Annotated in this window: 19 protein-coding genes; 8 read left to right on the top strand and 11 right to left on the bottom strand. The window is 74.1% G+C overall.

What is annotated here, in order from left to right; all coding sequences use genetic code 11:
• Positions 1-6 precede the first annotated feature (6 nt).
• Complete coding sequence (locus ACFYYR_RS09560; RefSeq protein ID WP_388849073.1) at positions 7-1,080, top strand: S1 family peptidase; 1,074 nt, start codon at positions 7-9, stop codon at positions 1,078-1,080.
• A 240-nt stretch (positions 1,081-1,320) separates the two neighbouring features.
• Here the strand turns inward: ACFYYR_RS09560 and ACFYYR_RS09555 are convergent, their stop codons facing one another.
• Entirely contained in the window at positions 1,321-1,761 is a 441-nt protein-coding gene (locus ACFYYR_RS09555; protein ID WP_388849069.1) for a subtilase-type protease inhibitor, read from the bottom strand.
• Between the two features lie 572 nt (positions 1,762-2,333).
• Between ACFYYR_RS09555 and ACFYYR_RS09550 the strand changes: the two genes are divergently transcribed.
• Positions 2,334-5,876, top strand: a complete 3,543-nt coding sequence (locus ACFYYR_RS09550) for a DNA polymerase III subunit alpha (RefSeq protein ID WP_388849066.1) — start codon at positions 2,334-2,336, stop codon at positions 5,874-5,876.
• A 143-nt stretch (positions 5,877-6,019) separates the two neighbouring features.
• Positions 6,020-7,042 carry a hypothetical protein gene (locus ACFYYR_RS09545; RefSeq protein WP_388849063.1) on the top strand — a complete coding sequence of 341 codons (1,023 nt, stop codon included), beginning with the start codon at positions 6,020-6,022 and terminating at the stop codon, positions 7,040-7,042.
• 66 nt (positions 7,043-7,108) lie between these two features.
• Here the strand turns inward: ACFYYR_RS09545 and ACFYYR_RS09540 are convergent, their stop codons facing one another.
• The gene (locus tag ACFYYR_RS09540) at positions 7,109-8,278 is read right to left on the bottom strand and encodes an RNA polymerase subunit sigma-70 (protein WP_388849060.1); all 1,170 of its coding nucleotides are present in this window, start codon (positions 8,276-8,278) and stop codon (positions 7,109-7,111) included.
• A gap of 517 nt (positions 8,279-8,795) precedes the next feature.
• Between ACFYYR_RS09540 and ACFYYR_RS09535 the strand changes: the two genes are divergently transcribed.
• Positions 8,796-9,665 carry an esterase/lipase family protein gene (locus ACFYYR_RS09535; protein WP_388849057.1) on the top strand — a complete coding sequence of 290 codons (870 nt, stop codon included), beginning with the start codon at positions 8,796-8,798 and terminating at the stop codon, positions 9,663-9,665.
• 171 nt (positions 9,666-9,836) lie between these two features.
• Here ACFYYR_RS09535 and ACFYYR_RS09530 read toward each other — a convergent pair whose 3' ends face one another.
• The 3 genes from ACFYYR_RS09530 to ACFYYR_RS09520 all read right to left on the bottom strand — a co-directional run bounded on the left by ACFYYR_RS09530 (position 9,837) and on the right by ACFYYR_RS09520 (position 12,295).
• On the bottom strand, positions 9,837-10,904 hold the full coding sequence (locus ACFYYR_RS09530) for a lytic polysaccharide monooxygenase (protein ID WP_388849054.1): 1,068 nt from the start codon (positions 10,902-10,904) through the stop codon (positions 9,837-9,839).
• Between the two features lie 588 nt (positions 10,905-11,492).
• Entirely contained in the window at positions 11,493-11,762 is a 270-nt protein-coding gene (locus tag ACFYYR_RS09525; protein ID WP_388849312.1) for a winged helix-turn-helix domain-containing protein, read from the bottom strand.
• Positions 11,763-11,878: 116 nt separating this feature from the next.
• Positions 11,879-12,295 carry a hypothetical protein gene (locus ACFYYR_RS09520; RefSeq protein WP_388849051.1) on the bottom strand — a complete coding sequence of 139 codons (417 nt, stop codon included), beginning with the start codon at positions 12,293-12,295 and terminating at the stop codon, positions 11,879-11,881.
• A gap of 190 nt (positions 12,296-12,485) precedes the next feature.
• Here ACFYYR_RS09520 and ACFYYR_RS09515 point away from each other — a divergent pair, with 190 nt between their 5' ends.
• From ACFYYR_RS09515 to ACFYYR_RS09505, 3 genes are all read left to right on the top strand, one after another.
• Entirely contained in the window at positions 12,486-14,258 is a 1,773-nt protein-coding gene (locus ACFYYR_RS09515; RefSeq protein ID WP_388849048.1) for a carboxyl transferase domain-containing protein, read from the top strand.
• Positions 14,259-14,436: 178 nt separating this feature from the next.
• Positions 14,437-15,669 carry a methyltransferase domain-containing protein gene (locus tag ACFYYR_RS09510; protein ID WP_388849046.1) on the top strand — a complete coding sequence of 411 codons (1,233 nt, stop codon included), beginning with the start codon at positions 14,437-14,439 and terminating at the stop codon, positions 15,667-15,669.
• 165 nt (positions 15,670-15,834) lie between these two features.
• On the top strand, positions 15,835-16,218 hold the full coding sequence (locus ACFYYR_RS09505; protein WP_388849043.1) for a GntR family transcriptional regulator: 384 nt from the start codon (positions 15,835-15,837) through the stop codon (positions 16,216-16,218).
• A gap of 263 nt (positions 16,219-16,481) precedes the next feature.
• On the opposite strand, the gene ACFYYR_RS09500 is transcribed toward ACFYYR_RS09505, so the two are convergent.
• Complete coding sequence (locus ACFYYR_RS09500) at positions 16,482-17,609, bottom strand: DUF5925 domain-containing protein (RefSeq protein ID WP_388849309.1); 1,128 nt, start codon at positions 17,607-17,609, stop codon at positions 16,482-16,484.
• Positions 17,610-18,601: 992 nt separating this feature from the next.
• Here ACFYYR_RS09500 and ACFYYR_RS09495 point away from each other — a divergent pair.
• Entirely contained in the window at positions 18,602-20,230 is a 1,629-nt protein-coding gene (locus ACFYYR_RS09495; protein WP_388849040.1) for an arylsulfotransferase family protein, read from the top strand.
• A gap of 11 nt (positions 20,231-20,241) precedes the next feature.
• On the opposite strand, the gene ACFYYR_RS09490 is transcribed toward ACFYYR_RS09495, so the two are convergent.
• The 5 genes from ACFYYR_RS09490 to ACFYYR_RS09470 all read right to left on the bottom strand — a co-directional run bounded on the left by ACFYYR_RS09490 (position 20,242) and on the right by ACFYYR_RS09470 (position 26,909).
• A complete protein-coding gene (locus tag ACFYYR_RS09490; RefSeq protein WP_388849037.1) occupies positions 20,242-21,477 on the bottom strand; it encodes an FAD-dependent monooxygenase in 1,236 nt (411 codons plus the stop codon).
• 76 nt (positions 21,478-21,553) lie between these two features.
• On the bottom strand, positions 21,554-23,509 hold the full coding sequence (locus ACFYYR_RS09485) for an anthranilate synthase family protein (RefSeq protein ID WP_388849034.1): 1,956 nt from the start codon (positions 23,507-23,509) through the stop codon (positions 21,554-21,556).
• 109 nt (positions 23,510-23,618) lie between these two features.
• Positions 23,619-24,278, bottom strand: coding sequence for an isochorismatase family protein (locus ACFYYR_RS09480; protein WP_388849031.1), 660 nt, complete (start codon positions 24,276-24,278; stop codon positions 23,619-23,621).
• Between the two features lie 194 nt (positions 24,279-24,472).
• Positions 24,473-25,258, bottom strand: coding sequence for a 2,3-dihydro-2,3-dihydroxybenzoate dehydrogenase (locus ACFYYR_RS09475; protein ID WP_388849028.1), 786 nt, complete (start codon positions 25,256-25,258; stop codon positions 24,473-24,475).
• A gap of 151 nt (positions 25,259-25,409) precedes the next feature.
• Complete coding sequence (locus tag ACFYYR_RS09470; protein WP_388849025.1) at positions 25,410-26,909, bottom strand: 3-deoxy-7-phosphoheptulonate synthase; 1,500 nt, start codon at positions 26,907-26,909, stop codon at positions 25,410-25,412.
• Between the last annotated feature and the right edge of the window lie 19 nt (positions 26,910-26,928).

Raw genomic sequence — 26,928 nt, 5'->3', positions numbered from 1 at the left:
CTTGACTTGAAGCACCGACGGATCACCAAGCGGCGCACCGCGATTGCGGGCGCGGCGGCGGCAGCCGTCGTCGGCGCGGCGTTCACGCTGCAGAGCGCCACCGCCACTCCCGCTCCGCCCCGGGCCGCGGACCTGCTGTCGGCGCCGGCCGCCGCGAAGCTGGCCTCCTCCGTCTCGTCCGATCTGCGGGGCGACACCGCGGGTGCGTACTACGACACCGAGACCAGGAAGCTCGTGGTCAACGTCGTGGACAAGGCCGCCGCGGACAAGGTCCGGGCGAAGGGCGCGGTCGCGAAGGTCGTCCAGCACACGCTGGCCGAGCTCAAGGAGGCGCGGACGACACTGTCCGACAAGGCGACCATTCCCGGTACGTCGTGGTCCGTCGACCCGCGGAAGAACAAGATCGTCGTCACCGCGGACCGGACCGTCAAGGGCGGCAAGCTCCGCAAGCTCGACACGGTGCTGGACAGCCTGGGCAGCAAGGTCACGCTGCAGCGGACCTCCGGTGAGTACCGGCCCTTCGTCGCCGGCGGCGACGCGATCACCAGCGGCGGCGGTCGCTGCTCGCTCGGCTTCAACGTGACGGTCGGCGGCGAGCCCGCCTTCATCACCGCGGGGCACTGCGGCAAGAAGGGCAGCGAGTGGTCGGCCGACGGTGCCGCGATCGGCACCATGGAGGACTCGCAGTTCCCGGGCAACGACTTCGCACTTGTGAAGTACTCGGGCGACGTCGAGCACCCCAGTGCGGTGAACCTCTACAACGGCAGCACTCAGGAGATCACCAAGGCCGCCGAGGCGACCGTCGGTCAGAAGGTGAAGCGCAGCGGCTCCACCACCCAGGTGCACGGCGGCGAGGTGACCGGCCTCAACGAGACCGTCAACTACTCGGAGGGCACCGTCGAGGGCCTCATCAAGACCAATGTCTGCGCCGAGCCGGGCGACAGCGGCGGCGCGCTGTTCGCCGGTTCGTCGGCGGTCGGTCTGACCTCGGGCGGAAGCGGTGACTGCTCCGCCGGTGGCACCACGTTCTTCCAGCCGGTGCCGGAGGCGCTGGAGGAGTTCGGCGCCGAGATCGGCTGACGCCGAGCGGATCCGCCCCGCAGGTGTTGCGGGCCGCAGGCCCCGGGTACGTCCGACGTACCCGGGGCCTGCGCTGTTGCGTCCGGGCCCCCCACGGCCCCGGTCGCTGCCGGCCGGCGCCCCCACAGCACCGGTGCGGCTCAGCGGCCCCCCGGATGTTCTCCGGGTCCTGCAGGAGGGTTTCCCTCCCGGCGGGGAGGATGCGCTCTCCCGGGCGGGCAGGGAATCACTCCCTCCTGGTCAGAAGGCGAAGACGTTCCCCTGGGTCATCCCCTCCATCACGCACTGGTTGGCGAAGGTCTGCGACCAGGAGACGCGACGGCCGTTCCAGACCCCGTCCGCGGTGACCGTGACCGGGTCGTAGATCCTGGTGCACACGGTGCCCGGCGCCGGGGGCTGGGTCAGCGCGGAGAACTCGCCGTTCACGGCGCGGAGCTGGGAGCACGCCTGGGCCGCGGCCGGGTGGTCCCCGCCGGGCCTGGGGGCGCAGCGCAGCACGACGGCCCGCTGCACGGCCGCGGTCGCCGCGTCCTCGCCCTTGCCGATGGTGAGTACCAGAGCCGACGGTGCGTAGAGGCTGCTCTGACCCTGGCTGTCGGCGTGTGCCACGGCGGTCGTGCTCGCCAGGCAGCCGACGGCCAGGGCGGCGGCCGCCCCCAACGCCCCAATGGTGTAGCGCATTTCGCAGGCTCCTTCTGTTCGCGGGTGCAGATGCCGGACGGGAGTCTTGCTCATGCGAACGGTGAACGCACACCGAGCGGTCACTTCTGGTCGCCGCACTGGAACACACTGTGCCCGAATGTATATTCGGGCAGGTCGGAGTGGGTGTGGAGGCGTCGAAGATGTGTCCGGCATGTGGACGAAAATTCCCGCTTCAAGCAAAAACTTCCGTCTGACCTGCGCAAACGCTGTGCAACGTTCCTGGCTTGTCGTGCCACCTCGGCCGGAAAGTGCCGTTCGGCCTCGGCGTGTCGCCGGGCGCCCGGGGAAGTGACTCGACTCGCCCCGGGCATATGTCCGCAATCGGGCCGGTCTCCGGGGTGGCTCGGGGGTGCCGGATGCGGGGCGGTGGGTGCGGATCGCGCCGTCCCGCCCTGTTCATCAAGGGGGCGGGCGGTGTTCACCGGCCGGCCGGGCGGCGCCCGGCGGGCCGTCCACATCGATCGTACGAATGTTCGATGCTTGGTCTATGGTGGAGGCCGGGGAGACAGAAAAGTTCCAGCCAGGGGGTGTACGAGCTGCAGGAGGCGCGGGTGTCCGGGTTCACGCATCTGCACACCGTCTCCGGCTTCTCCATGCGGTACGGAGCCACCCACCCGGAGCGGCTCGCCGCGTGCGCCGCGGAGCGGGGCATGGACGCCCTCGCGCTGACGGACCGGGACACCCTCGCCGGCGTGGTCCGGTTCGCCAAGGCGTGCGCCCGGGCCGGTGTGCGGCCGCTGTTCGGCGCCGGACTGGCCGTACGGGGGCCGGTGCCGGACGGTGCCGGGCCCGCACCCGGTCGTACGCCCCCGGGGCGGCGGAACCCGGTGCGCGGCGGCGCCTTCCTCGACGAGTCCGCGCCCCGGGCGGTCTTCCTCGCCCGGGACGGCGCCGCCGGCTGGGCCGGACTGTGCCGCCTGGTCTCGGCCGCCCACGCGGGCGACGCCGGACAGCCCCTGCTGGACCGGTCCGACCTGGAGAAGTCCGCGGACAGCGGGCTGACCGTCCTGCTCGGCCCCGGCTCCGACGTCGGCCGGGCCCTCGCCGAGGGCCGCCCCGACCGGGCCGCGCGGCTGCTCGCCCCCTGGCGGGATCTGTACGGCGACGCGCTCCGGCTGGAGGCCGTGCACCACGGGCGCGGGGGCACCGGGCCGGGGTCGCTGCGGCTCGCCGCCCGCACCGTCGGCTTCGCCGCCGACCAGGGCGTACCGGCCGTCCTGAGCAACGCCGTCCGCTACGCCGACCCCGGGCAGGGCCCGGTCGCCGACGTGCTGGACGCCGCCCGGCTCCTCGTCCCCGTCGACCCGCGCCGGCCGGACCGGCTCGACAGCGGCGAACGCTGGCTCAAGGACGAACGGGACATGGCGCGCGCGGCCGAGCGGATCGCGGAGGCCGCGGGCTTCCGCCGGGACGCGGCGCACCGCCTCCTGGAGGAGACCCGGCGGACCGCCGCCGCGTGCCGCGTCGACCCCGAGGACGACCTCGGCATCGGCACCGTGCACTTCCCCGAGCCGCGCCTGGTGGGGGCGGAGCGGCGCACCGCCGACCGCGTCCTGCGCAGCCGGTGCGCCGCCGCGATGGTGCTGCGCGGCTACGACCGCGAACGGCGGCGCTGGGAGCGGCTGCACGAGGAACTGGCCATCATCGAACACCACGGCTTCGCCTCGTACTTCCTCACCGTCGCCCAGGTCGTCGACGACACCCGCGCGCTCGGCATCCGCGTCGCCGCCCGCGGCTCCGGCGCCGGATCGCTGGTCAACCACCTCCTCGGCATCGCGCACGCCGACCCCGTCGAGCACCACCTGCTGATGGAGCGCTTCCTGTCGCGGGAGCGGCGGGTGCTGCCCGACATCGACATCGACGTCGAGTCCGCCCGGCGCCTCGACGTCTACCGCGCGATCTTCGACCGCTTCGGGGCGGAGCGGGTCGCCACCGTCGCCATGCCGGAGACCTACCGGGTGCGGCACGCCGTCCGGGCCGTGGGCGCGGCCCTCGGCATGGACCCGGCCGAGACCGACCGGCTCGCCAAGGCTTTCCCGCACATCCGGGCCCGCGACGCCCGTGCCGCCCTCGCCGAACTGCCGGAGCTGCGCGCGGTCGCCGCGGAGGGGGAGCGCTACGGACGGCTGTGGGAGCTGGTGGAGGCGCTGGACGGACTGCCCCGCGGGATCGCCATGCACCCCTGCGGAGTGCTGCTGTCCGACGCCTCGCTGCACGACCGCACCCCCGTCGTCGCCAGCGGCGACGGTTTCCCGATGGCGCAGTTCGACAAGGACGACGTCGAGGACCTGGGGCTGCTCAAACTGGATGTGCTCGGGGTGCGGATGCAGTCCGCGATGGCGCACGCGGTGGCCGAGATCGCACGGGCCACCGGGCGGGGGCCGGATCTGGACGACCCCGCGCAGGTGCCGCCGGGCGACCCCGCGACCTACGACCTGATCCGCTCCACCGAGACCCTCGGCTGCTTCCAGATCGAGTCCCCGGGGCAGCGCGATCTGATCGGGAGGCTTCAGCCCGCCACCTTCCACGATCTCGTCGTCGACATCTCGCTCTTCCGGCCCGGCCCGGTCGCGGCCGACATGGTGCGCCCCTTCATCGAGGCGCGGCACGGACGGCGGGTGCCGCAGTGCCCGCACCCCGACCTGGCGGACGCGCTCCGCGAGACCTACGGGGTGGTCGTCTTCCACGAGCAGATCATCGAGATCCTGTCGGTCATGACCGGCTGCGGCCGGGGGCGCGCCGACGAGGCCCGCCGCGCGCTGTCCGACACCGAGCGGCAGGGGCGGGTGCGGGCCTGGTTCGCGGCGGAGGCCGCGGCCCGGGGGTACGCGCCGGACGTGGTGGAGCGGACCTGGGAGATCGTCGAGGCGTTCGGCTCGTACGGCTTCTGCAAGGCGCACGCCGTGGCCTTCGCCGTGCCGACCTACCAGTCGGCCTGGCTGAAAGCCCACTACCCGGCGGCCTTCTACGCGGGGCTGCTCACCCACGACCCCGGGATGTACCCGAAGCGGCTGCTGCTCGCGGACGCGCGGCGGCGCGGGGTGCCGATCCTGCCCCTGGAGGTGAACCGGTCGGCCGCCGACTATCGAATCGAACTGGAGTCCGGTGGAAAGTGGGGCATTCGCCTCGCGCTCTCCGAAGTGCACGGCATCAGCGAGGCCGAGACGGAGCGGATCACGTCCGGCCGTCCGTACACCTCGCTCCAGGACCTCTGGCACCGGGCCCGCCCGGGGCGGCCGGTCGCCGAACGGCTCGCCCAGGTGGGCGCGCTGGACGCGTTCGGGAACAACCGGCGCGACCTGCTCCTGCACATCGCCGAACTCCACCGGCACCAGCGCGGCACCACCGCCCGCGCCGGACAGCTCCCGCTGGACGCGGACGCCCGGCCCGCCCTCGCGGAACCGGCCGGACTGCCCGACCTCGACGCGGGCGAACGCCTCGGCGCCGAACTGGGCGTGCTCGGCATGGACACCTCCCGGCACCTCATGGGCGACCACGCCGCCTTTCTGGAGGAGTTGGGGGTGATTCCGGCCAAGCGGCTGCGCGCCGCCCGGCACGGCGAGACGGTGCTCGTCGCCGGTGCCAAGGCCGCCACCCAGACCCCGCCGATCCGCTCCGGCCGGAGGGTCGTCTTCACCACCCTCGACGACGGTACGGGCCTGGTCGACCTGGCCTTCTTCGACGACAGCCACGCGGCCTGCGCCCACACCGTCTTCCACTCCTGGCTGCTCCTCGTCCGCGGCACGGTCCAGCGGCGCGGACCGCGCAGCCTCAGCGTGGTCGGCTCGGCGGCATGGAACCTCGCGGAGCTCGCGGAACTGCGCCGCGAGGGCGGTCTGGACGCGGTCGCGGCGCGGCTGACGTCCGGCGCCCCGGAGGACTCGGGGGAGCCGGGAGGGCCGGGGGAGCGGGCCGACGGCGGGCCCGGCGCGGAGCCGGAGCCCGGGGCGCCCGCCGACTCCGGGGACGGCCGCCGCATCCACCTGTCCACCGGCTACGCCATGCACCCCTGGGCGGATCTCCGCCCCGCGGGCGACCCGGCCGCCACCGGCCGCAAACTGTGGCACTCCAGCCCGGGGAGCGCGGGCCGATGACTTCCCCGGCTCCTCGGAAGGCAGCCCCGGCTCCTCGGAAGGCATCCGCGACTCCTCGGAAGACATCCGCGGCTTCCGGGAACACGTACCGGGCTCTCCGGGGCGCGGCCCCGGCTTCCGGGGGCAGGCTTTCGACGCTGTACGTGCGGTTCCGGACCGCGGGGACGGAGACGGCCCCCGGCGAGGAGGCGTACGCGGAACTCCTCGGTCTGCTCGCCGAGTTCAGCCCCGTGATCGAGGCGCTCCCACCCGACGCCGCGCTCGTCGACGTCCGCGGCGCGCTGCGCTACTTCGGCCGGGACGCCGCCGGGATCGCCGGCCTCGTGCGGGTCCGGGCGCTCGCCCGGCACGGCGTGGACTGCACCGTCGGGGTCGCGGGCAACCCCCTGCTGGCCCGCCTGGCCGCCCTCGACCCCGCGCCCGCCGGCGCGATCCGTACCGTCCCCGACGACCCCGGCGCGCTGGCCGCCTACCTCGCGCCCCGGCCGGTCACCGCACTCCACGGGGTCGGCCCGGCCACCGCCCGCACCCTCGGCGCGTACGGCCTGGACAGCATCGGCCGGATCGCCGCCACCCCGCCGGCCACCCTCCAGCGCATCCTCGGCGCGAGCGCCGGGCGCCGGGTGTACGACCGTGCGCACGGCATCGATCCCACCCCCGTCTCCTCGGCCCCGGGGCACGGGGCGGCCGGGGCACCTGCGGGCTCCCCGACGCGCTCGGTCAGTGTCGAACAGCGCTTCGACCGCGACGAGCTGGGGGCGGACCTCAGGCGCCGGGCGCTGCTCGCGCTCGCCGCCGACCTCGGCTTCCGGATGCGGGCCGACGGCCGGGTGGCCCGCGCGCTCACCCTCACCGTCCGCTACGCCGACCGCTCCACCACGACCCGCACCCGGGCACTGCCCGAGCCGACCGCCCACACCCCGGCCCTGGCCGCCACCGCCTATGCGCTGCACGACGCGCTGGGCCTGCAGCGGGCCCGGGTCCGGGCGGTCTCCCTGCGGGCGGAGGACCTGACCGACCCCGAACGCTCCGGCCGGCAGCTCACCTTCGACCGGCAGGCGGCCAACGCGTGGCTCCTGGAACCGGTCCTCGACCGCGCCAATATGCGCTGGCCCGGGGCGGTCCGGCCGGCGGCCCTGGCGGACCGGCCCCGCCGCACCGCGTGACCGGCGGGCAGCACCTCGCGCTCATGTACGGCACGCTCCACCGCCTTCCGTCAGCGGGCGGACCCGTCAGAGCGTGAGCCCGAGCCCGAACGCGGGGAAGAGTTCGGCGTCGAAGGTGGTGATCTCCGCGATGGCGCCGCCCTCGACCCGCAGTACGTCGAGTTTGAACGCCCGGTGGCCGGATTCGCCCTCCGGGCGCAGGTAACCGGCAGCCGCCGGCGAGCGGTTGGCCCCGGTCGGCAGCAGCTTCCAGTCGCCGGGACCCTGCGGACCGAAGGTCTGCTCGAAGAGCGGGGCGAGCGCTGCCCGGCCCTCGTAGGACCAGGGGCGGGGCAGCGTCGTGACCCGTACGTCCTCCCGCATCAGCGCCGTCAGGGCGGCGGTGTCGGCCCGTTCGTGGGCGTCGACGTAGCACCGGAGCAGCTCCGCCTCCGCTTCCGCCTCCGCTTCCGCCTCCGCTTCCGCCTCCGCTTCCGCCTCCGCGTTCACCTCCGCCGCGTTCTCGCGTCCGACCGCGGCGCCCGGGGCGTCCCGGTGCGGCGGCCGGTGCTCCCGGAGGGTCGCCCGGGCGCGCTGCAGCGCACTGTCGGCCGCCGTCGCGGTGGTACCGAGCAGTGCCGCGGTCTCCTCGGCCGGCCGTCCGAGCACATCGCGCAGGACGAGCGCGGCCCGCTGCCGGGGCGGCAGGAGCTGGAGAGCCGCGAGGAAGGAGAGTTCGATCGTCTCCCGGGTGACGGCGGCGGGCCCCGGTCCGCCCGCGCCGGGCGCGACCTGGTCCAGCAGCCGGTCGGGATAGGGCTGAACCCAGGGCGCGTCCGCGATGGAGTGCAGCGCCGGCAGCCTCCGCTTGTGCCGGAGCGCGTCCTGGCAGACCACCGTCGCGATCCGGTACAGCAGGGTCCGGAACTCCGGTTCCCGCGACGCCGGATCCCCCTCGGTGCTCTTCGCCTGTCCCCGCGCCCGCAGCAGCGTCTCCTGCACGAGGTCCTCGGCCTCCTCGAACGAGCCGAGCATGCGGTAGCAGTGGATGTGCAGCTCACGGTGGTGCCGCTCGGCGAGCAGGGCGAACGCCGACGCGTCGCCGCCCGGCGTCGCCCCGCCCGGCGCGGCATGGGACGGCGCCGTACCGGACGGCGCGGCCCCGGCGCGGCTGCCGGGGCCGGGATCCTGGCGACCGGGCTCATGACGGCCGGGGACGGACTCGCGGTGGCCGGGGGTGGGCTCGTGGTGGGGCACGGACGGGCTCTCCCGTTCCGGATCGGATGGGCCCCTGCACAGTAGAACGCGCGGGGCGGCGCGAACCGACCGGCGCGCGGCAGGGCATCCGGCTGTTGTCCGTCACACGTTCCCTGGTGGGCCCTCACGTTCCGCCTCCTGCGGCCCGTTGTGCGTCGTGCAGCCACGGGCCCGTGACCGGGCACCTCCGCACCGGACCGTCGTCGCCTCGGCCTTGTGCCCGCGGGGCCGGCCGCGGGCGCGGAAGCTGCCCGTGGGGCCGCTCCCTGCTTGTGGGGCCGGCCGTGGGCGGCTCGGCAGCCGCTTTCGTATACCCGTTGCCCCCGCGCCCTGCGACGGGTGGGGCGGAGCGCTGCCGCTGAGGCAAATTATGAGGAGTGCATGACATTCTCTTTGCCGCCGCATGACTGGCCAGACTTGCTACTCGTCCGTAATTTGACATGAGCACAGCTTTCTTGTGATCCGGATCACAGGGTTCACGGTCACCCCACTCCGTGTCGCCCCGCGAGGAGATCACATGAAGCTGCCCTGGAAGCGAGCTCTGCAGCTCCTTCCCGCCTTCCTGCTCACCGCCGCACTCACCGCCACCCCGGCGGCGGCGGACGACGCCACCGCTGCCCGTACCACCTCCAGCGGCTGGAACGACTTCTCCTGCCGGCCGTCCGCGGCCCATCCCCGTCCGGTCGTGCTGGTGCACGGCACGCTCGGCAACTCCATCGACAACTGGCTCGGCCTCGCCCCCTACCTGGTGCAGCGCGGTTACTGCGTCTTCTCCCTGGACTACGGCCAACTGCCCGGCGTTCCCTTCTTCCACGGCCTCGGCCCCATCGAGGCGTCGGCCCGTCAGCTCTCCGCCTATGTGGACCGCGTCCTGGCGGCCACCGGCGCCGCCGAGGCGGATCTGGTGGGCCACAGCCAGGGCGGGATGATGCCGCGTCATTACCTGAAGTTCCTCGGCGGCGCGGAGAAGGTGAACGCGCTGATCGGGCTGGCGCCCGACAACCACGGCACCACCCTGAACGGACTGACGTGGCTCCTGGACCAGTTCCCCGGAGCGAAGGACGCCATCAGCCGGTCGGCCCCCGGCCTCACCGACCAGGTGGCGGGGTCGGACTTCCTGACCAGGCTCAACGAGGGCGGTGACACGGTGCCCGGCGTCCGGTACACGGTGATCGCGACCAAGTACGACGAAGTGGTCACGCCGTACCGGTCCGCCTTCCTGTCCGGGCCCGACGTGCGCAACGTCGTGCTCCAGGACCTCTGTTCCGTCGACCTGTCCGAGCATGTGGCGATCGGCCTCCTCGACCGGATCGCCTTCCACGAGACCGCCAACGCCCTCGACCCGGCCCACGCCACGCAGACGAACTGCCTGTCGGTCTTCAGCTGAACCACGCGCGGTCCTCGGCTGATCCACGCGCGACGGCCCCCGGCACGCGACGGTTTCCGAGAACCGTCGTGCGCCGGGGGCCTTTTCCCGCCCCGTCACGGTGCTGCCGCCCCCTAGGGGGGGAGGGGCGGCAGCCCGGAGCGCCGGAGCGGTGGTACGGGGTCGCGCGGATCAGCCGCGTCGGTGTGCGGCCTTGCGGCGGTTGGCGAACAGGACCGAGGCGCCGAGCGCGAGAACCGCCGCGCCGCCCAGGGCGAGGGGAGCGGTGCTGCTGTCCCCACCGGTCTGCGCGAGGTGCTCCTCGTCGACCGGCTGGGTGATGGCGCCGTTCGCCACGGGGGCGTTGCCCGCCGGGGCGCCCTCGCCGGTGGCGGTGGTGCCGGCCGCGTCCGCGCTGCGCGCGGATGCGGAGTCCTCGGCGCCGTTCTCCGGCCGGGTGCCGTGGTCGTGGTCCGTTCCGGTCGCGGTGCCGTGGCCGGTGTCACCGCCGTGCCCGGCGCCTCCGTGGCCGCTGTGGTCCACGGTGGACCTGGCGGCGCCGGCCTCGATCTGCCGGTCGCTCGGCCCGCTCGCCGTCGCCGCGGTGGCGGAGCGGACTCCGCTGCCCTTGCCGAACACCACGTCGGAGCAGGTGTAGAAGGCCTCCGGGCTGTCCGACCGCTGCCAGACGCTGTAGATCAGGTGCCGTCCGGTCCGCTGGGGCACCTTGCCGCTGAAGACGTACTCGCCGTTCACCAGCTTGGGGTCGCTCACCTTCGCGAAGGGCTTCGCCTCCAGGTCGGACCACTTGAGCGGCTTCTTCGGGTTGTAGCCGCTCCTGGTCAGGTAGAGCGCGAACGAACCCTTGTGGGGCGCGGTGGCCTTGTAATGGAAGGTGCGCTTGCCGGCGGATATCCGGGAGGACGGCCAGTCGGCCCGCGGCAGGTCGAGCCCCTTGTACTTGTCGCGGCCGGCGCTGCACAGCTTGCCGTCGGGGATGATGCTCCGGTGCTTCCCGGCGGCGTCCGCGATGTTCACTTCGTTCCAGTCGTACAGCGGCTGGGTCCCGCCCGCCGCGACAGCCGCCTTGCAGGCAGCCGACTTGGGGCTCTCCGGACCCTCGGCGAAACAGGCGGACACCCGGCTGACGGGGTCGGTCATGGAACCGTGCGCGGCCGCAGGCCCGGCGGCCAGCCCGGCGAGCGCGAGCGGCGCGAAGCCGATGGCGACGAGCCGGGCGGCCTGGCGACGTGCGGTCATGTGGGGTGCTCCTTCAGGGTGTTCGGGGGAACTGCGGACGGGGCCGGCCGGCGGTTCCGCCCCCCGAATCCGGCGGCACCGACGGCCGGAACCCCGCCCCGGCGATCAGCACGCTAGACCGGCGGAACGACGGAAAACGCCATGGAGAGGGGGAGAAGGGGATCGTTATGGTCCGCTTAAGGGGAGGCTAAGCGGGGGCTCAGCCACCGGGCATCAGCGGGGGGTGGCGGGGTGTGGGAGGGGGCGCGGTGGCCCTTCCGGAGCGGGGGGCGTGAGCGGTTTCCGGATCCGGACCGGGAGGTGCGCACGGGGCTGTCGGGCCGGCCTGCAGCAGTCGGTGGGACGGGCCGAACCCGTGGCGCGAGTAAGCCGGAATCGCTCGATCACTTGAGTGCACCGTGATCCGCTCCAGCCCGAGGGAGCGTCCGAGTGTCAGGACCGCGTCGATGAGTCGGCTCCGTGATGCGGTGGGGGGCGATCGTCACGGGCACGCGTTCCGGCTCGTCCGCGGGGGATTGCGTCCGGCACAGCCGTGGGTGCCGGCCCGCAGCGGTCATGGTCGGCTCGGGACGGTGGAACCGCCACCCGTCACGCCAACGGTCCCGCGATGGCCCGCAGGGCGGCCATGTGGCGTCGGTAGACGGTCAGTCCCTCCTCGGTCAGGGACAGCCAGGTGCGCGGTCGGCGGCCGACCTGTCCCTTCTCCACCGCGACCCAGCCCGCCTCCTCCAGCGCCGAGGCCTGCTTCGAGAGGGCGGAGTCGGTGATCTCGACCAGGTCCCGCACATAGCCGAACTCGGCCTTGTCCACGGCGGCCAGTGCGGCGACCACCGACAGCCGCACCGGCGAGGCCAGCAGCGGTGCGAGCGCATGGCGGGGGTGCGGGCCGTCCCCGCGCTGTCCGTTCCCGCGCTGCCCCTTCCCGTGCTGTCCGTCCTCGCGCCGTGCGGAGGTGTCCGGTGCCGTCTCCCGTGTCACGCCGGACGCCTCGTCCGCCACGCGCCCCAGGCGGGCGGCAGGGCACAGGCCACCGCGGCCATTGCGACGAAGGGCGGGCCGGGCTCCAGGACGGTGAATGCCAGGACGATGCTGCCGGTGTAGGCCACGATCCAGGCGCCGATGACGCCGAGGTGCCTGCGGGTGTGGCCACGGGGCACGGTCCGCTGTCGTGCGGCGTGGACGGAGAGCGCGGTGACGAGGGCGGCGTTCGCCCCGCTGCAGACCAGGGCCCCCATCGGCCCGCGCCACAGGAACACGGTGGGCAGAAGGATCAACTGCCACCCCGCGAAGACCCACAGGCAGGTCGCGTACCAGCCGCTGTGGGCCCGCGCGGCCCGCTCCATCCGTGCGGCACCTTCCAGTGCCGCGCCGGCTTCCACCGCTCCGGACATGGTCGTCCCCCTGTGTTATCGGCCCCGGTCTCCGTCTTCGATGCTTTCCATACTGGCACCTACTTTCCAATATGGAAAGTAGGTGAGGCTGCGCTCTGCCGCGCCGCCCGGTGTCCTCGCCGGTGGGAGCCGGTCCGCGAGGGGATTGCGTCCCGCCGGACGGACGGGTGATCGTGGCAGGGTGTCCCCCATGACGCGACCGAGCCCCCGCACCCCGGCACTGGACCTGATCGCAGCCGTCGTCGACCCAGGAACCTGGCGCAGCTGGGACGAGCCGGTCGCGGTCACCACCGAGGACCCCGACTACCGTGCCGATCTGGAGCGGGCCCGTGAGCGCACGGGCCTCGACGAGTCGGTCGTCACCGGCGAGGGCGCGATACGCGGGCACCGGGTGGCGGTGGTGGCCTGTGAATTCCGCTTCCTGGCCGGGTCGATCGGGGTCGCGGCGGGGGAACGGCTGGTCCGGGCGGTCGAACGGGCCACCGCGGAACGGCTGCCGCTGCTCGCCGCACCCGCCTCCGGCGGTACGCGGATGCAGGAGGGCACCATCGCCTTCGTCCAGATGGTGAAGGTCACCGCCGCCATCGCGGAGCACAAGGCGGCCGGACTGCCGTATCTGGTCCATCTGCGGCACCCGACGACGGGCGGCGTGTTCGCCTCGTGGGGATCCCTCGGACACGTCACGTCCGCCGAACCGGGGGCCCTCATCGGGTTTCTGGGTCCCCGGGTCCACGAGGCGCTGTACGGGGAGGAGTTCCCGCCCGGTGTCCAGACCGCCGAGAACCTCCTGGCGCACGGGCTGGTGGACGCGGTCCTCCCCGTGGAACAGCTGCCCGAGGCCGCGGCGCACGCCCTCGCCGTCCTCCGCGGCGGCGACGCCGGAGCGCCCGGCGAGGCCGGACCACAGGGCGAGGTCGGGCTGCGCGGCGACGCCGGGCTGCGCGGCGAATCGACGGAGCAGGGCGGCGAGGTGGCGGTGCGGGGCGGTCGCGCGCCGCGGCAGGACGAGGGGAGTACCGCGCCCGCCCGGAACGCCGGTTCCCGGAACGCCGGTTCCCGGGACGTCGGTGCGCGGGAGGCCGGGGCGGACGGCCGGGGCGGGAGCGGTCCGGGGGCCGGGCCCGAGCCCGAGCCCGGGGCCGGGCCCGGGAACGAGCCGGCGACCGCCGACTCCATCCGGCGCTCCCGGCGGCCCGAACGGCCCGGCGTCCGCGCGCTGCTGAAGGCCGTCGGCCGCGATGTCACCCCGATGAGCGGCACCGGTGCGGGGGAGCACGACCCCGGGCTGCTGCTCGCGCTCGCCCGGATCGGCGGAACGCCGTGTGTGGTCCTCGGGCACGACCGGCAGGGCGAGGCGGCGTCGCCGCTCGGTCCCGCCGGACTGCGGGCGGCCCGCCGGGGGATGCGGATCGCCGCCGAGCTCGGCGTTCCGCTGCTCACCGTGGTCGACACCGCGGGTGCCGCACTGTCCCGGGAAGCCGAGGAAGGCGGACTCGCCGGTGAGATAGCGCGCTGCCTCGCGGACCTCGTCACGCTGCCCGCGCCGACGCTGTGTCTGCTGCTCGGCCAGGGCGCGGGCGGTGGCGCGCTCGCGCTGCTGCCCGCGGACCGGGTGCTCGCCGCACGCCACGCCTGGCTCTCCCCGCTGCCGCCCGAGGGCGCCTCCGCGATTCTGTACCGCACCACGGAACGGGCGTACGAGGTCGCCGCCCGCCAGGGCGTGCGCTCCGCCGACCTGCTCGACCGGGGGATCGTGGACCGCATCGTCGAGGAGGTGCCGGACGGCGGTGCGGTGGGCGGAGTGACTCCCGACGCCGCGGACGACCCGGCCGCGTTCCTCGCGCGGCTGGGAGCCGTGCTGGGCGAGGAACTCGCCGCCCTGCGCGGCCAGGAGCCCGACGCCCGGCTCGCCGCCCGCCGGAGGCGGTACCGGCAACTCGGGGCGCGCCACCCCCGCCCATGACGAGGACCGGGTGCCGGAAGTCCCCTCCGGGAGGCACCGTTCCGGGAGACGCGCGGCCGTTGTCAGTGGCCGGTGCGACGATCCCGATGTGCACTCCGAGACCTCGAAGAACCCCAAGAGCCCGCAGAGCCCGCAGAGTCCGATGAGTCCGCAGAGTCAGCAGAGCCGGCAGAGTCCGATGAGTTCGCAGAGTCCGCTGGGTTCGACGGATCGGACGAGCCCACGGGCACCCTCGGCCCCGACACCTTCGCCGGACCCGGACCCGGACCCGGACCCGGACGGCCGGACGGCCGCAGCCGCCGAGTACTGGGATTCCGCCGCGGCGGCGTTCGACGACGAACCGGACCACGGGCTGCGCGACCCCGCCGTACGGACCGCCTGGGCGGCGCGGCTGGACGACTGGCTGCCCGGTGACCCGTCCGACGTCCTCGACATCGGCTGCGGGACCGGCAGTCTCTCTCTGCTCGCGGCCGAGCGGGGCCACCGGGTCACCGGGGTCGACCTCTCCCCGCGCATGGCGGAGCAGGCCCGGGCCAAGCTCGCCGGGACCGGCGCGCGGGTCCTCGTCGGGGACGCGGCCGAACCCCCTGTGGGGGAGCGGCGGTTCGATGTCGTACTCGCCCGCCATCTGGTGTGGATGCTGCCCGACCGCGCCGCGGTGCTGCGTCACTGGGCGGGCCTGCTGCGCCCCGGCGGGCGGCTCGTTCTGATCGAGGGTGTCTGGGGCGACATCGACCCGACGGGCGTGCCGCTCGGCGAACTCTCCGCGGCGGTGGCCCCCTGGGCGGCCCGGGTGCACACCGAGCGGCTGTCCGCCGACGCGGCTCTCTGGGGCCGGCCGGTCACCGACGAGCGGTACGCCATGGTGGTCCACCCGGCCCCGCCGCGGCGCCACACCGAGGTGGTGGATGTGCACCTCGTGCTGCGCAGGGAGGGGCAGGTCCTGCTCAGCCGCCGCGCCAACACCGGCTACGCCGACGGTCTGTGGCACGCGCCCTCCGGACATGTGGAGGACGGCGAGGACGTCCGGGAGGCGATGATCCGCGAGGCACGCGAGGAGACCGGCCTCGACCTCCGCCCCGAGGACCTGCGGGTGGCTCTGGTGATGCAGCACCGCGCGCCGCGGGCCGACGCACGGCCGCGCACCGGGTGGTTCTTCGAGGCCGCGTACGGCGCGGGCGGCGAGCCGGTGAACCGTGAGCCCGAGAAGTGCTCGCAGCTCGACTGGTTCCCGCTGGACGCCCTCCCGGACGACATGGTCGCCTACTGCAGGGCGGGGCTGGACGCCTACCGGGCGGGGGACCGCTTCGTGCTGCACTGGCACCGGGCGGGTGACTCCGTCGCGTACGACGCGGCGCTGCCCGACCGCGCCGTGACGCTGCCGCCCACGACGGACCTCCCGTCCGCGTAGGCGTTGTCCCCGGACTGTCTCCCGGATGGGCTGGGGGAGTGGAACCGGGGTGGGCCGGTGGGGTGTTTCGGATGAGTGAGGCGTTTCGTACGACACGCCGGGACGCCGGCCCGGGCGTGCGAGACGATGGTGCCGAACAGCTCAGCGCAGTGTGAGGAGTCCCCCGTGAGCCTGAAGGTCACCGTCGCCGGCGACTCTCCCGAGGCACCCTACGAACAGGTCCGCGCCCAGATCGCGGACCAGGCCCGCTCGGGCGCGCTGCCCGTCGGGTACAAACTCCCGACGGTCCGGGGGCTCGCCGAGGAGCTGGGGCTGGCGGCGAACACCGTCGCCAAGGCGTACCGCGCGCTGGAGTCGGACGGGGTGATCGAGACCCGCGGCCGCAACGGGACGTTCGTCGCCGCTGCCGGGGAGGCCGCGGACCGGGAAGCCGCCGCGGCCGCCTCGGCCTACGCCGGGCGGGTCCACCGCCTGGGCCTGGACCATGCCGCGGCACTCGCAGCCGTCGAGGACGCCCTGCGTGCCGCCTACGGCACCGACCGGCCGTGATCGCAGGGTGACGGCGAGGCCCGCCCGGCAGGCCCCGCAGGCCCCGCGGGCCCCGCAGGCCCGATAGGCCCGAAGCGCGGGCGGGCCCGGCAGCACCGGCAGGCACATCAGCACTGGTGGGCCCGGCGGGAAGCCTGAGGCCGGAGATATACGCCCCGCCGGAGCCGGAGCCGGAGCCGGAGCCGGAGCCGGAGCCGGAGCAGGGACAGGGACAGGAGCCCGAGCCGGAGGCGGCCGGTCGGTGCGCGGCGACGGCCGGAAGGTCAGAGGTAGAGCCCCGCGTCCGCTCCCGTGGCCGGGTGGGGCAGGACGGACGCCGGGCCGGTGCCGCGCCGCAGGGCGAACAGCTCCGCCAGCGTTGCGCCGTCCCGCCCGACACCCTGCTCCGTGCCGAGCCAGCGCACCGCCTCGCCACGGGTCAGCGACCCCACCTCGATCCGGGCCAGACACCGGCCCGGCCGGACCACGGCCGGGTGGAGCCGTTCGAGGTCCTCGTTGGTGGTGACGCCCACCAGCACGTTGCGGCCCTGTCCGAGCAGTCCGTCGGTGAGGTTCAGCAGCCGGGAGAGCGCCTGGCCCGCGGTGTGCCGGGCCTCGCCGCGGATGAGCTCGTCGCAGTCCTCGAGGAGCAGCAGCCGCCAACGGCCCTTCGCCGTGCCCTCTTCCTCGCCGATAGCGATGTCCATCAGATAGCCGACGTCGTTGAACAGCCGCTCCGGGTCCAGGACGCAGTCGACCTGGCACCAGTCGCGCCAGGAGCGTGCCAGGGTCCGCAGGGCGGAGGTCTTGCCCGTGCCGGGCGGGCCGTGCAGCAGCAGGAGCCGGCCCGAGATGTCGTCCGGGGTGACCTTCATCAGCCGGTCCATCGCGTCGGCTACCGGTGCCGTGTAGTTCGGCCGGATCTCCTCCCACGTCCCGGCCGAGATCTGCCGGGTCGTCCGGTGCGGGCCGCGCCGCGGTGACACGTACCAGAAGCCCATCGTCACGTTCTCCGGCTGCGGTTCCGGCTCGTCCTCCGCGCCGTCGACGCTCCGGCGGAGCACCTCCTCGGCCAGTGCGTCGTCGACCGCCGTCACCGTGACATCCGCGCCGCGGTTCCACCGGGACACCAGCAGCGTCCAGCCGTCGCCCTCGGCCAGCAGCGCGCTGCGGTCGTCGTCGCGGGCGGAGCGCAGCACGGTGGCGGCCTCGGGCAGCAGGGTCGCCCCGGACTTGACCCGGTCGATCGAGGTGCTGCGGGAGTACGGCTGCTCACCGTTGGCGAACCGGCCGAGGAACAGCGCGTCCACGACATCCGACGGGGAGTCGCTGTCGTCCATCGTCAGCCGGATCGGCAGAGCGTCGTGCGCCGCGGCGGGCTCGGCCCGGGGTGGCGGGGCGTCGGTCGGCAGGGTGTCCTCCGGCTCGGTCGAGGGGCGCGGACGGTCGTCCGGCGCGCGTCACGCCCATGATCCGGCACCGGCGCCGCCGGTGCACGCAGGTTTCCCGGATGCCCGGCCGTGCCGCCGGAAAACCCGGGCCCGGGGGCTCAGGGTTGCGCCGACCGGTCCTGTCCGGCGCCGGCCGGTGCTGACCGGGCGTCACCGTCGTGCGACCCGGCCCGACCGCGGGATGCGGCAGTCGGGGCGCCTCCGGTGGGCGGCGCCGACGATGTCACCGTTCCCGGCCGCGAACGCGTGGTGCTCGCCGAGCTTGGTCGTGGGCAGGTGTCCTGGTGAACCGTCAACCAGCGGCCATTCCAGGCCGCTTCGGACTCTTCGCAGCGCAAACGAAACAGAGTTCCTACGCAGGCTAGGTATAAACCGAGGGCTTCTAGGTTATCCTCGAAGGAGGTGACACAAGGTCCGCACTGATCTCGCACCTGCCGTCATGCCGGCGTGCACCCCCGGCCGCTGCGCGACGGCTCGGATCGTGTCCGGCCGCTGTCACCGCGAGTCCACCGGCCGTCTCCGTATCGCCGATCCCCCGTCAGGGGACGGCCGGTGGGCGAGCATCGCATCCGGATGTCCGCCGGACGAGGGGACTCACCCCCCATGCACCGGCCTGTTGGCCCCGCGTGACCCTTGCACCGCCGGGCCGGACGGCGAAGAGGAGGGCGCTGGTGCCTCCGGCCGGGTGCCGCCCGGCTGTCCGCAGGCCCGTCCGGCAGCACCCTTGGTTTGGCAGCAGGAGCTCGGACCGGGTGGCGGCGAGCGCCCCGGTCTCTCCGTGAGGCGCCGCCACCGCGTCCGAATGGCCCACTGCGCGGTCCTGTCACGGGCGCAAGCCGGCGGTGGCGCCTACCGTCGCCACAGCAACTTCTCGAGCGACGCAGACGGAAGACACGGCCGTGAGGAGACGGGACATGGCGGAGGGGCGCCCGGGGGCTCGCAGGAGGAGAAGGGTGAGCCGTACCGCAGGGGCCTGTGCGCTGGCCGCTGGGTTCGCCTTCCTGAGCTGCCCGCCCCCCGCCGCGGCCGGTCCGCGACCGGACCGGCCGCGCCTGTGCGCGACGGAGCCCGCTCCCCCGACCGGCAGTGCGACCACCCCGCCGCCGATCACTTCGGGCAGCGACGTCTGGAGCTTCGTCTCCGAGCCGGGCCTGCACCCCCAGCGGGTCACGGTGACCGCGCACAAGCCGGGGACCGCCCGGGGCGAGATCTTCGTCGGCCCCTATGCCATCGGCACCGCGGTGGTCGGTCAGACGGGGGCGCTGATCTCCGACAACTCCGGCGATCCGGTCTGGTTCCGTCCCCTGCCCTCCCCCGACCTGCAGAACGCGGACTTCAAGGTCCAGACCTATCACCGCCCCGGGTCCGGGAAGGCGCAGCCGGTGCTGACCTGGTGGCAGGGGTCCATCGCCATTCCGCCCACCTATACGAACCTGCCGGGCGGTGCCCCCGAACCGGGCGGGTGCTACTACATCTACGACGACCACTACCGCCTGCTCAAGACGGTCTTCGCGCATCATGGCTTCTCCCCGGACGAGCACGAGTTCCTCCTGACCCGCAGGGGGACCGCACTGTTCATCGCGACGAAGCCGGTCCCCATGGATCTCCGCCCCTACGGGGGGCCGGAGGACGGGTCCATCCTGGACAGCGAGATCCAGGAGGTCGACCTGGAGACGGGAAGGCTCGTCTTCTCCTGGGACCTCCTGGATCACCTGGACCCCGCCGATTCCGAGGTATCGGCCTCCGACGCCTCGACGTCGGGCGGGGTATGGGACGCCTTCCACCTGAACTCGATCGACGAGGGCCCCGGAGGGGAGCTGCTGGCCTCGCTCCGGAACTTCTGGGCGATCTACACGATCTCCCGGGAGACCGGGAAGGTCGGCTGGCAGCTCGGCGGCAGGAAGAGCGACTTCACCTTCGGCCCCGACGCGGACTTCTCCTGGCAGCACGACGCACGGTTCGGGCCGGACGGGAAGATCAGCTTGTTCGACGACGGCTGCTGCGACCAGCCGGACGGCACACCGGAACAGGAGTCGCACGGCCTGGTCCTGGACCTGGACGTCGACCGCCGCCGCGCGACCGCCGCGCGGACGTACTACCACCGGCCACCGCTGTTCTCGGCGTCCCAGGGGAACACCCAGGCCCTGGACAACGGCAACAAGTTCATCGGATGGGGCCAGAGCTCGTACTACTCGGAATACGCCAACGCGGGTAACACGCAGGGCAACGGCTCGGAGAACCTGCTCTACGACGCGAAGCTGCCGGGTTCCAACATCTCGTACCGGGCCTTCCGGAACACGTGGGTCGGCAAGCCCTCCTATCCGCCGAGCGTGGTGGCGACGTCCGACGGCGGGAACAGCGTCGTCCACGCCTCCTGGAACGGTTCGACGCAGACCACGGCGTGGCGGGTGCTGGCAGGGCCGGACCCCGATTCCCTGTCGGTGGTCGTGCGGCACGCCCGGCGGACCGGGTTCGAGACGGCGATCCCGACGCGTGACGCAGGACTGTACTTCCGGGTCCAGGCGTTGGACACAAAGGGCCGCGTCCTCAAGTCCTCCCGCGTCGTGACCCTGACGCGCTGACGGCCTGCCCATCACGGTCCCATGACGCGATCCCCTGACGTACCGGCCGCGGCACCCCCGTCCGGCTCCGGGGACGTGTCCATCCGGGCCGTGTGCAGCCAGGCCACGGCGTCGAGCAGATCCGGTGTGGAGAGCGGTGCCAGCAGCGAGTTCCTGGCCTCGGCCGCCTCGCCCGCCGGGTGGTAGAGCGCCTCACCCATCCACCGCGCGGCGTCCTGGGCGCGGCCGGTGCGCTCCCGGCGGACGGCGGTGAACCGGGCGAACCGGTCGGCGATCTCCTCGGACCCGCAGTCCAGCAGGTCGCCCAGGACCACGGCGTCCTCCAGGGCCAGGCAGGCGCCCTGGGCCGCGTACTGCAGCATGGGGTGCGCCGCGTCGCCGATGAGGACCGTCCGCCCCTCCGCCCAGCGCCGCACCGGGTCGCGGTCGCACAGCACCCAGGTCCGCCAGTCCTGTCCGAGTTCCAGCAGGTCGCGCGGGGTGCCGCGGACCTCGGCATAGCTCTCCAGCACGTGTGCGCGGCGCACCGGGAGCCCGGAGACGGCGGTCGTGGCCCCGTCGTCCCGGACGATCGCGAGGTTCAGCGTCGTGCCGCCGGCGATCGGGTAGTGCACCAGGTGCCAGCCCGGACCGGCCCACAGCGTCACGGAGTTCCACCGCAGGGCACGGGGGACGGATTCCATCGGCACGACCGCGCGGTGGATGGTGTGGCCGGAGACCCGCGGGTCCCCGTCGCCGAGCAACTGCCGCCGGACCGCCGAGCGGATGCCGTCCGCGCCGATCAGACCGTCCGCCTCGATCCGCTCACCCGAGGCGAGCAGACAGCGTACCGACGCGGCCGCGTTCTCGAAGCCCACCACGGTGCTGTCCGCCCGCAGCCGGATCCCCGGGTGCTCGCGGCAGGCGCGCAGCAGCGGTGCGTAGAGGTCGCCGCGGTGCACGACGGCGTACGGATGGCCGAACCGCTTCCGGTACTCCGCGCCGAGCGGCAGGGCGGCCAGCACCGATCCCGACAGGGCGTCCATCAGCCGCAGATCGTCGATATGGACGGCGGTGCTCCGTACCTCGGCTCCGACGCCGAGCCGGTCCAGCGCGGCGAAGGCGTTGGGCGCGAGCTGGATTCCGGCGCCCAGCTCCGCGAAGGCGCCGTTGCGCTCCAGGACGTCGACGCGGTGACCGTGGCGGGCGATGCCCAGGGCGGCGGCCAGTCCGCTGATGCCGCCACCGGCGATGACAAGTTTCGACACTGTTCGACCTCGTGCGTAGCGGGGACGGGGGACTCGTGGGACGGAGGACCCGACGGGCAGGGGAGGCCCGGGCGGGTCAGTCGACCGGGACGGGCGCGCTGCTGTGCGGGGAGCCGGAGAGCAGTGCGGTGACCGCCTCGCCGAGCACCGCCATGCCGTCCCGGCTGAGCACCGACTCGGCGTGGAACTGGAGGGAACGGAAGGCCGGTCCGCGCAGCCCGTGCACCTGACCGGTGTGCTGTTCCCGGCTCACCGCGACCGTCCCGGGGACGCCGTCGCACCGCACCGCGTCGGTGTCGCAGGTCAGGGCGAAGGTGTTGTAGAAGCCGAGCCGCACCCGCCGTCCGAAGAAGTCGATGTCCTGCTGCACGCCCTGGTTGGGGCGCTCCCGCCGCACCAGGCCGAAGCCGAGCAGCAGCCCCAGCACCTGGTGGCTGAGACAGACCGCGAGGAACGGGGTGCGGCAGGCGAGCAGCCGGCGGATCGTCGACCGCAGGCGGGCGATCCGGGGGTGGTCCCGGTCCCGCGGATCGCCCGGTCCGGGGCCCATGACGACCAGGTCGTACCCCTCGGTCCGGTACGGCTCGTCGAACCGGCGCACCTCGACGTCCAGGCCGAGCGCGCGCAGTTGATGGGCGAGCATCGCGGTGAAGGTGTCCTCGGCGTCGACGATCAGCGCCCGACGGCCGGCCGACTCCGGCCGGATGAAGGCGCTCCGCTCCTGGCCGGACCGGTCCAGCCAGAACGGCGCGAGGTCCGCGTTGCGTGCCTGGAGCACCCTGCGGACGTCGGGGTGGACCGCGAGGTGGGGTGCGGGGGCCGCCGCCGGGGCGCCGGACCCGCCGTGGACGCCCAGGGCACGGAGCACGCCCTGCGCCTTGGCGTGGGTCTCCGCGACCTCCGAGCGTGGGTCGGAGTCGCGGACCAGGGTCGCGCCCACCGCGATCCGCAGCGACCCGCCGGAGAGGTCGGCCGTGCGCAGCAGGATCGCCGAGTCCAGTGAGTGGCCGCCGTTGATGTCCCGGCTGACCAGCGCGGCGACCCCGCTGTAGTAGCCGCGCCCCTGCGGCTCGTACTCCCGGATCACCCGGCAGGCGCTCTCCAGCGGGCTGCCGGTCACCGTGGGCGCGAACATCGTCTCCCGCAGGATGTCCCGCACGTCCCGGGAGGTGCGGCCCTCGATGAGGTACTCGGTGTGCGCGAGCGTCGCCATCTCCTTGAGGAACGGCCCGACGATCCGCCCGCCGCGGTCGGCGATCCGGGCCATCATCTTCAGCTCCTCGTCGACCACCATGGACAGTTCGCCCGCCTCCTTGGGGTCGGCGAGGAACCGCATCACATCGGGGAGGCCGGGCCCGGCCGGCGGGTACCGGAAGGTGCCGCTGATCGGGTTCATCACGGCCGTCCCGTCGAAGAGACTCACGTGCCGCTCCGGGGTGGCGCCCACGAACGTCCGGTCCCCGGTGTGCACCACGAACGTCCAGTACGCGCCCCGCTCCACGGTCAGCAGCCGGCGGAACAGGGTCAGCGCGGTGCGCGGCGAGAAGTCGGTGACCTCCGCCAGGAAGGACCGCTTGATGACGAAGTTGGCGCCCGTGCCGTGGCCGATCTCCTGCGCCAGCACCCGCCGGACGATGGCGGCGTACGCCGCGTCGTCGATGTCGAAGTGGGCGCCGGCGAGGCTGATCGGGGTGTCCGGGAGGTGCGCCAGGGCGGTGTCCAGCGGGCAGACGGTCTGCTCCGTCACGGTCAGGGCGAGCAGGGGCGCCCCGTCGTCGTGACAGCTGAACCCCCGCTCGGAGATCTGCCGGTAGGGGACCAGCGCGAGCAGTTCGTGCCGCGGCCGGCCGGTGACCCGGCCCGGCTCGGACAGCGGCAGGTCGGCGAGCCGGTGCGGTGCCGACATCTCGCCGAGGAGGATCTCGACCCGCCGGCCGGCGGCCTCCGGGCGGTGCAGCAGCGCGTAGGCGGGCGGATCGGGAGCGGCCAAGCGGTCCAGCAACTGCAGGTGACGTGCCCGTTCGTGCGTCATGACGCCTGCCCTCCGGAAGACGCGCTGTGGACGGGGGCCCGTGGCGGGCACCCGACAGGGGAACCGGGCTCGGGCGCCTTGTGCCGGGCGCCCGACAGGAAGCCGGCCGTCAGGCCCGGCCGAGGAGCTGCGACCGGTCCAGTCCGGCCAGCAGGGCCCGGGTCGAGAGCACGACCGCGCAGCGCGCCGCCGCGTAGTCGAGCGCCATCGAGTGGTGCTCCGGCGAGAAGTCGGCGACGGCGTCCGCGACGAGAAACGTCTCGATGTCGTGGCTGAACGCCTCCACGGCGGTCATCAAGCAGCCGACGTGGGCGTAGACACCGCACAGGATCAGCTGGTCGCGGCCCGAGGACCGCAGATGATCGAGCAGGCCGCTCCGCTGGAAGGCGCTGTAGCGCCACTTGGTGAACACCGCGTCGGCGGGGTCGGGAGCCAGCGCGTCGACGATGCGGCGGTGCTCGGGGGCGGTGTTCATGCCCGGGCCCCAGAAGTCCGCGAGCAGGCCCCGCTGTTCCTCGGTCATGTTCCCGGGCTGTGCCGTGTAGGCCACGGGGACACCGTCCGCACGGCAGCGGCGCAGCAGCGCCGCGGTATGGGCGACCAGCGCGGTACCGGGTTCGCGGCCGGCCGGGAACCGCTCGACGAAGTACCGCTGCATGTCGTGCACCAGCAGCACGGCACGGCGCGGATCGGGTTTCCAGGGCGCCGTGTTGGCCGGCAGATCCTCCTGCCGGGGCATGGGATACGGAGCGATGGCGGGGATGGTCAAGGCCGGAGCTCTCCTCTCGGGGGTCGTCGGCTTCGGGAACCGGAGGGTGGCGCGGCGGAGCGGCGGTACGGAGCGGGGCCCGGGCGGAGGTGACGCGGGGGCGGTCCGATGAACAGGCCGGTACGACGGGCGGATCGGCAGGACGTCGGGTGGCTTGGCACGACGGCGGTGCGAGGTGTCGGTGCCCCGCCGGATCAGCCGCCGAGTGCCGCGCCGCCGTCGACGACCAGGTCGTGCAGGGTGATGTGGGAGGCCCGGTCCGACAGCAGGAAGCACACGGCGTGCGCGACGTCCGAGGGCTGGGCGAACCTGCCCAGGGGGATGCCGACCCGGTACTCCTCCGGCACCCCGTCGAGCGAACGGCGGGGACCGCTCTCGTCGTGCCACAGCGCACGCAGCATGGGGGTGTCGGTGGACCCGGGGGCCACCACGTTGCACCGGATGCCGTGGGCGGCCAGTTCCAGCCCGAGGTTCTTGGTGAACGCCACGGCGGCTGCCTTGGACGCCGCGTACGCGGACATGTGCATCCTGGGCACGTGGGCGGCGTTGGAGGCGACGGTGACGATCGCGCCGCGCTCCCGCCCGGCCATCCGCCGGGCGACGGCGGTGGACAGCCGGAACACCCCGCCGGCATTGACCGAGAAGGTCCGCGCCCAGTCCTCCTCCGTCAGGGACAGGGCGGAGCCGGCCCGCAGCACCCCGGCGCAGTTGACCAGCTGGTCGATCGGGCCGAGGCGCCGTTCGACCTCCGAGACCACCGTCCCGACCTGTTCCGCCGACCCGACATCGGCGACGAAGCCGGTGACCGAGGTGCCCCCGGCGCCGGCCGTGCGCTCCAGCGCCCCCAGTGCCTCCGCGTCGAGGTCCACCGCGGCCACCGAGGCGCCGGCCTCCGCCAGTGCCAGGACCACGGCCTCGCCGATGCCACCGGCCGCACCGCTCACGAGGGCGACTCTGCCGGAGAAGTCTTCCGTGCCCATCTGCATCCTTGTCCTCGGGAAAGGGGTCGGGACCGTGCTGGTACGGGGTACTCGTGGTGCGGCCGGGGCGGTGCGGCGGCTGCCTACGGGGTTCCGAGGGCGGCCGGCCCGACCGGCCGCCCCGGTCCGGGCCCGGGCCGTCCGGTGCGGGTCACCCCGGCTCCGCGACGCCCGGCACCGCGCCTCGCGGTGTGCCCGGAACGTCCGCCCGGGGCGGCACCGCGGCCGCCGGCCCGCCCGGTGGCGCTGCGCCGGGCACCGCCGGGAGGTGCCCCCGGCACCGGACACCGAGGGCCGGTCCGGGCTGTTCCGGCCGGACCGCCGGGCGGCGCCAGGCCGCGAGGACGGCCCGGGCCTGCTCCGGGTTGAGCCGTGGGTCGCACAGGGTGGTGTACGGGTCGCCCGGCTCGTCCCCGGTGTCCCGGACGCACTCGGCGACGGCGTTCGGTGTGGCCTCCAGATGGACCCCGCCCGCGACGCCGCCTTCCGCCCGTACCGCGTCCTGGAAGCCCTCCAGTTCACGGATCAGCGCGGTGACGGCACGGGTCTTCCGGCCCCGGGCGCCCAGGACGGTGTTGCCGTGCATCGGGTCGCACAGCCAGATCACCGGGTGCCCGGCCCGGCGCACCGCCCTGACCAGCGGCGGCAGCCCGGTGCGTACGAGGCCGGCGCCGAGCCGTGCGACCAGCGTCAGCCGGCCGGGTTCGCGGCCGGGGTCGAGCACCTGGCACAGCCGCAGGAGCTCGTCCGGCGTCAGCGCCGGCCCGACCTTGCACGCGACCGGGTTGATCACCGAGGAGAGCAGCCGCACATGGGCGCCGTCGAGCTGCCGGGTGCGGTCGCCGATCCACGGCACATGGGTGGAGGACAGCAGCAGGTCCCCGCCGCTGAGCCTGCGGAGCAGCGGCACTTCGTAGTCGAGCAGCAGGGCCTCGTGGCTGGTCCACACGACGGCCTCGTCCGGGGCGCCGGGGCCCCGGCCCAGCTCGGTCAGGTGGTTCATGACCGATACCGCGAGGTGGTGACCTGTCGTCAGGCGCAGCAGATCCGGCGCCCGGTCCGCGTCGGTGGGTGCCGGGCCGTTGACCAGGGGGCCGCGGTAGGAGGGGAGTTCGCGTCCGCCGACCCGCTCGGTGGGCCGGGAGCGGGGCTTGGCGAACTGACCGGCCATCCGGCCGATCCGCAGCACCGGGAGACCGGACCGGGCCTCCAGGTCCCGGCCGAGGGTGTCGAGCAGCGCGACCTTGGCGCGGACGTGGGCGGCGGTGCACTCGGCGGGGTCCTCCGCGCAGTCGCCCGCCTGGACGATCCCCATCCGCCCCGCGGCGGCCTGCGCGAGCAGGGACCGCAGCCGGGCCGTGTCCGCGGCCGCCACCGGGCCGGGCCGTCCGCTCAGCTCCCGCCGGACCTTCTCCAGCAGCCAGGGGTTGCTCCAGACCGGTTGCTGGGCGGCCCCGGCGCCGAACCATGGGCGGGCCGGTGGCGCCGTGGACGGCTCCCGGGCCGAAGGCGCCGTGGCCAGGGACAGGTCCGGGACCGGTGGTGCGGCGGACGTGCCCCGGGCGGGTCCGCGTAACGGCAGGGGCCGGTCGTCCGTCTCGTCCCCGGCCGCCGGCCGTCCGACGGCTGTGTTTCCCCCGTCTCCCCCCACATGTCCCCCCTGCATCGGG

Origin of the sequence: Streptomyces sp. NPDC001922, from assembly GCF_042891165.1 — a bacterium.
GTDB lineage: Bacteria > Actinomycetota > Actinomycetes > Streptomycetales > Streptomycetaceae > Streptomyces.
Note: the sequence above shows the minus strand (reverse complement) of the source record. Positions and strands in the feature narration are given on the sequence as shown.

Coding starts and splice junctions, on each gene's coding strand:
- ACFYYR_RS09520 (WP_388849051.1), bottom strand. CDS start 12,295: ATGTCCGGAGCGGTGGAAGCCGGCGCGGCACTGGAAGGTGCCGCACGG.
- ACFYYR_RS09515 (WP_388849048.1), top strand. CDS start 12,486: ATGACGCGACCGAGCCCCCGCACCCCGGCACTGGACCTGATCGCAGCC.
- ACFYYR_RS09535 (WP_388849057.1), top strand. CDS start 8,796: ATGAAGCTGCCCTGGAAGCGAGCTCTGCAGCTCCTTCCCGCCTTCCTG.
- ACFYYR_RS09530 (WP_388849054.1), bottom strand. CDS start 10,904: ATGACCGCACGTCGCCAGGCCGCCCGGCTCGTCGCCATCGGCTTCGCG.
- ACFYYR_RS09475 (WP_388849028.1), bottom strand. CDS start 25,258: ATGGGCACGGAAGACTTCTCCGGCAGAGTCGCCCTCGTGAGCGGTGCG.
- ACFYYR_RS09555 (WP_388849069.1), bottom strand. CDS start 1,761: ATGCGCTACACCATTGGGGCGTTGGGGGCGGCCGCCGCCCTGGCCGTC.
- ACFYYR_RS09510 (WP_388849046.1), top strand. CDS start 14,437: ATGAGTTCGCAGAGTCCGCTGGGTTCGACGGATCGGACGAGCCCACGG.
- ACFYYR_RS09485 (WP_388849034.1), bottom strand. CDS start 23,509: ATGACGCACGAACGGGCACGTCACCTGCAGTTGCTGGACCGCTTGGCC.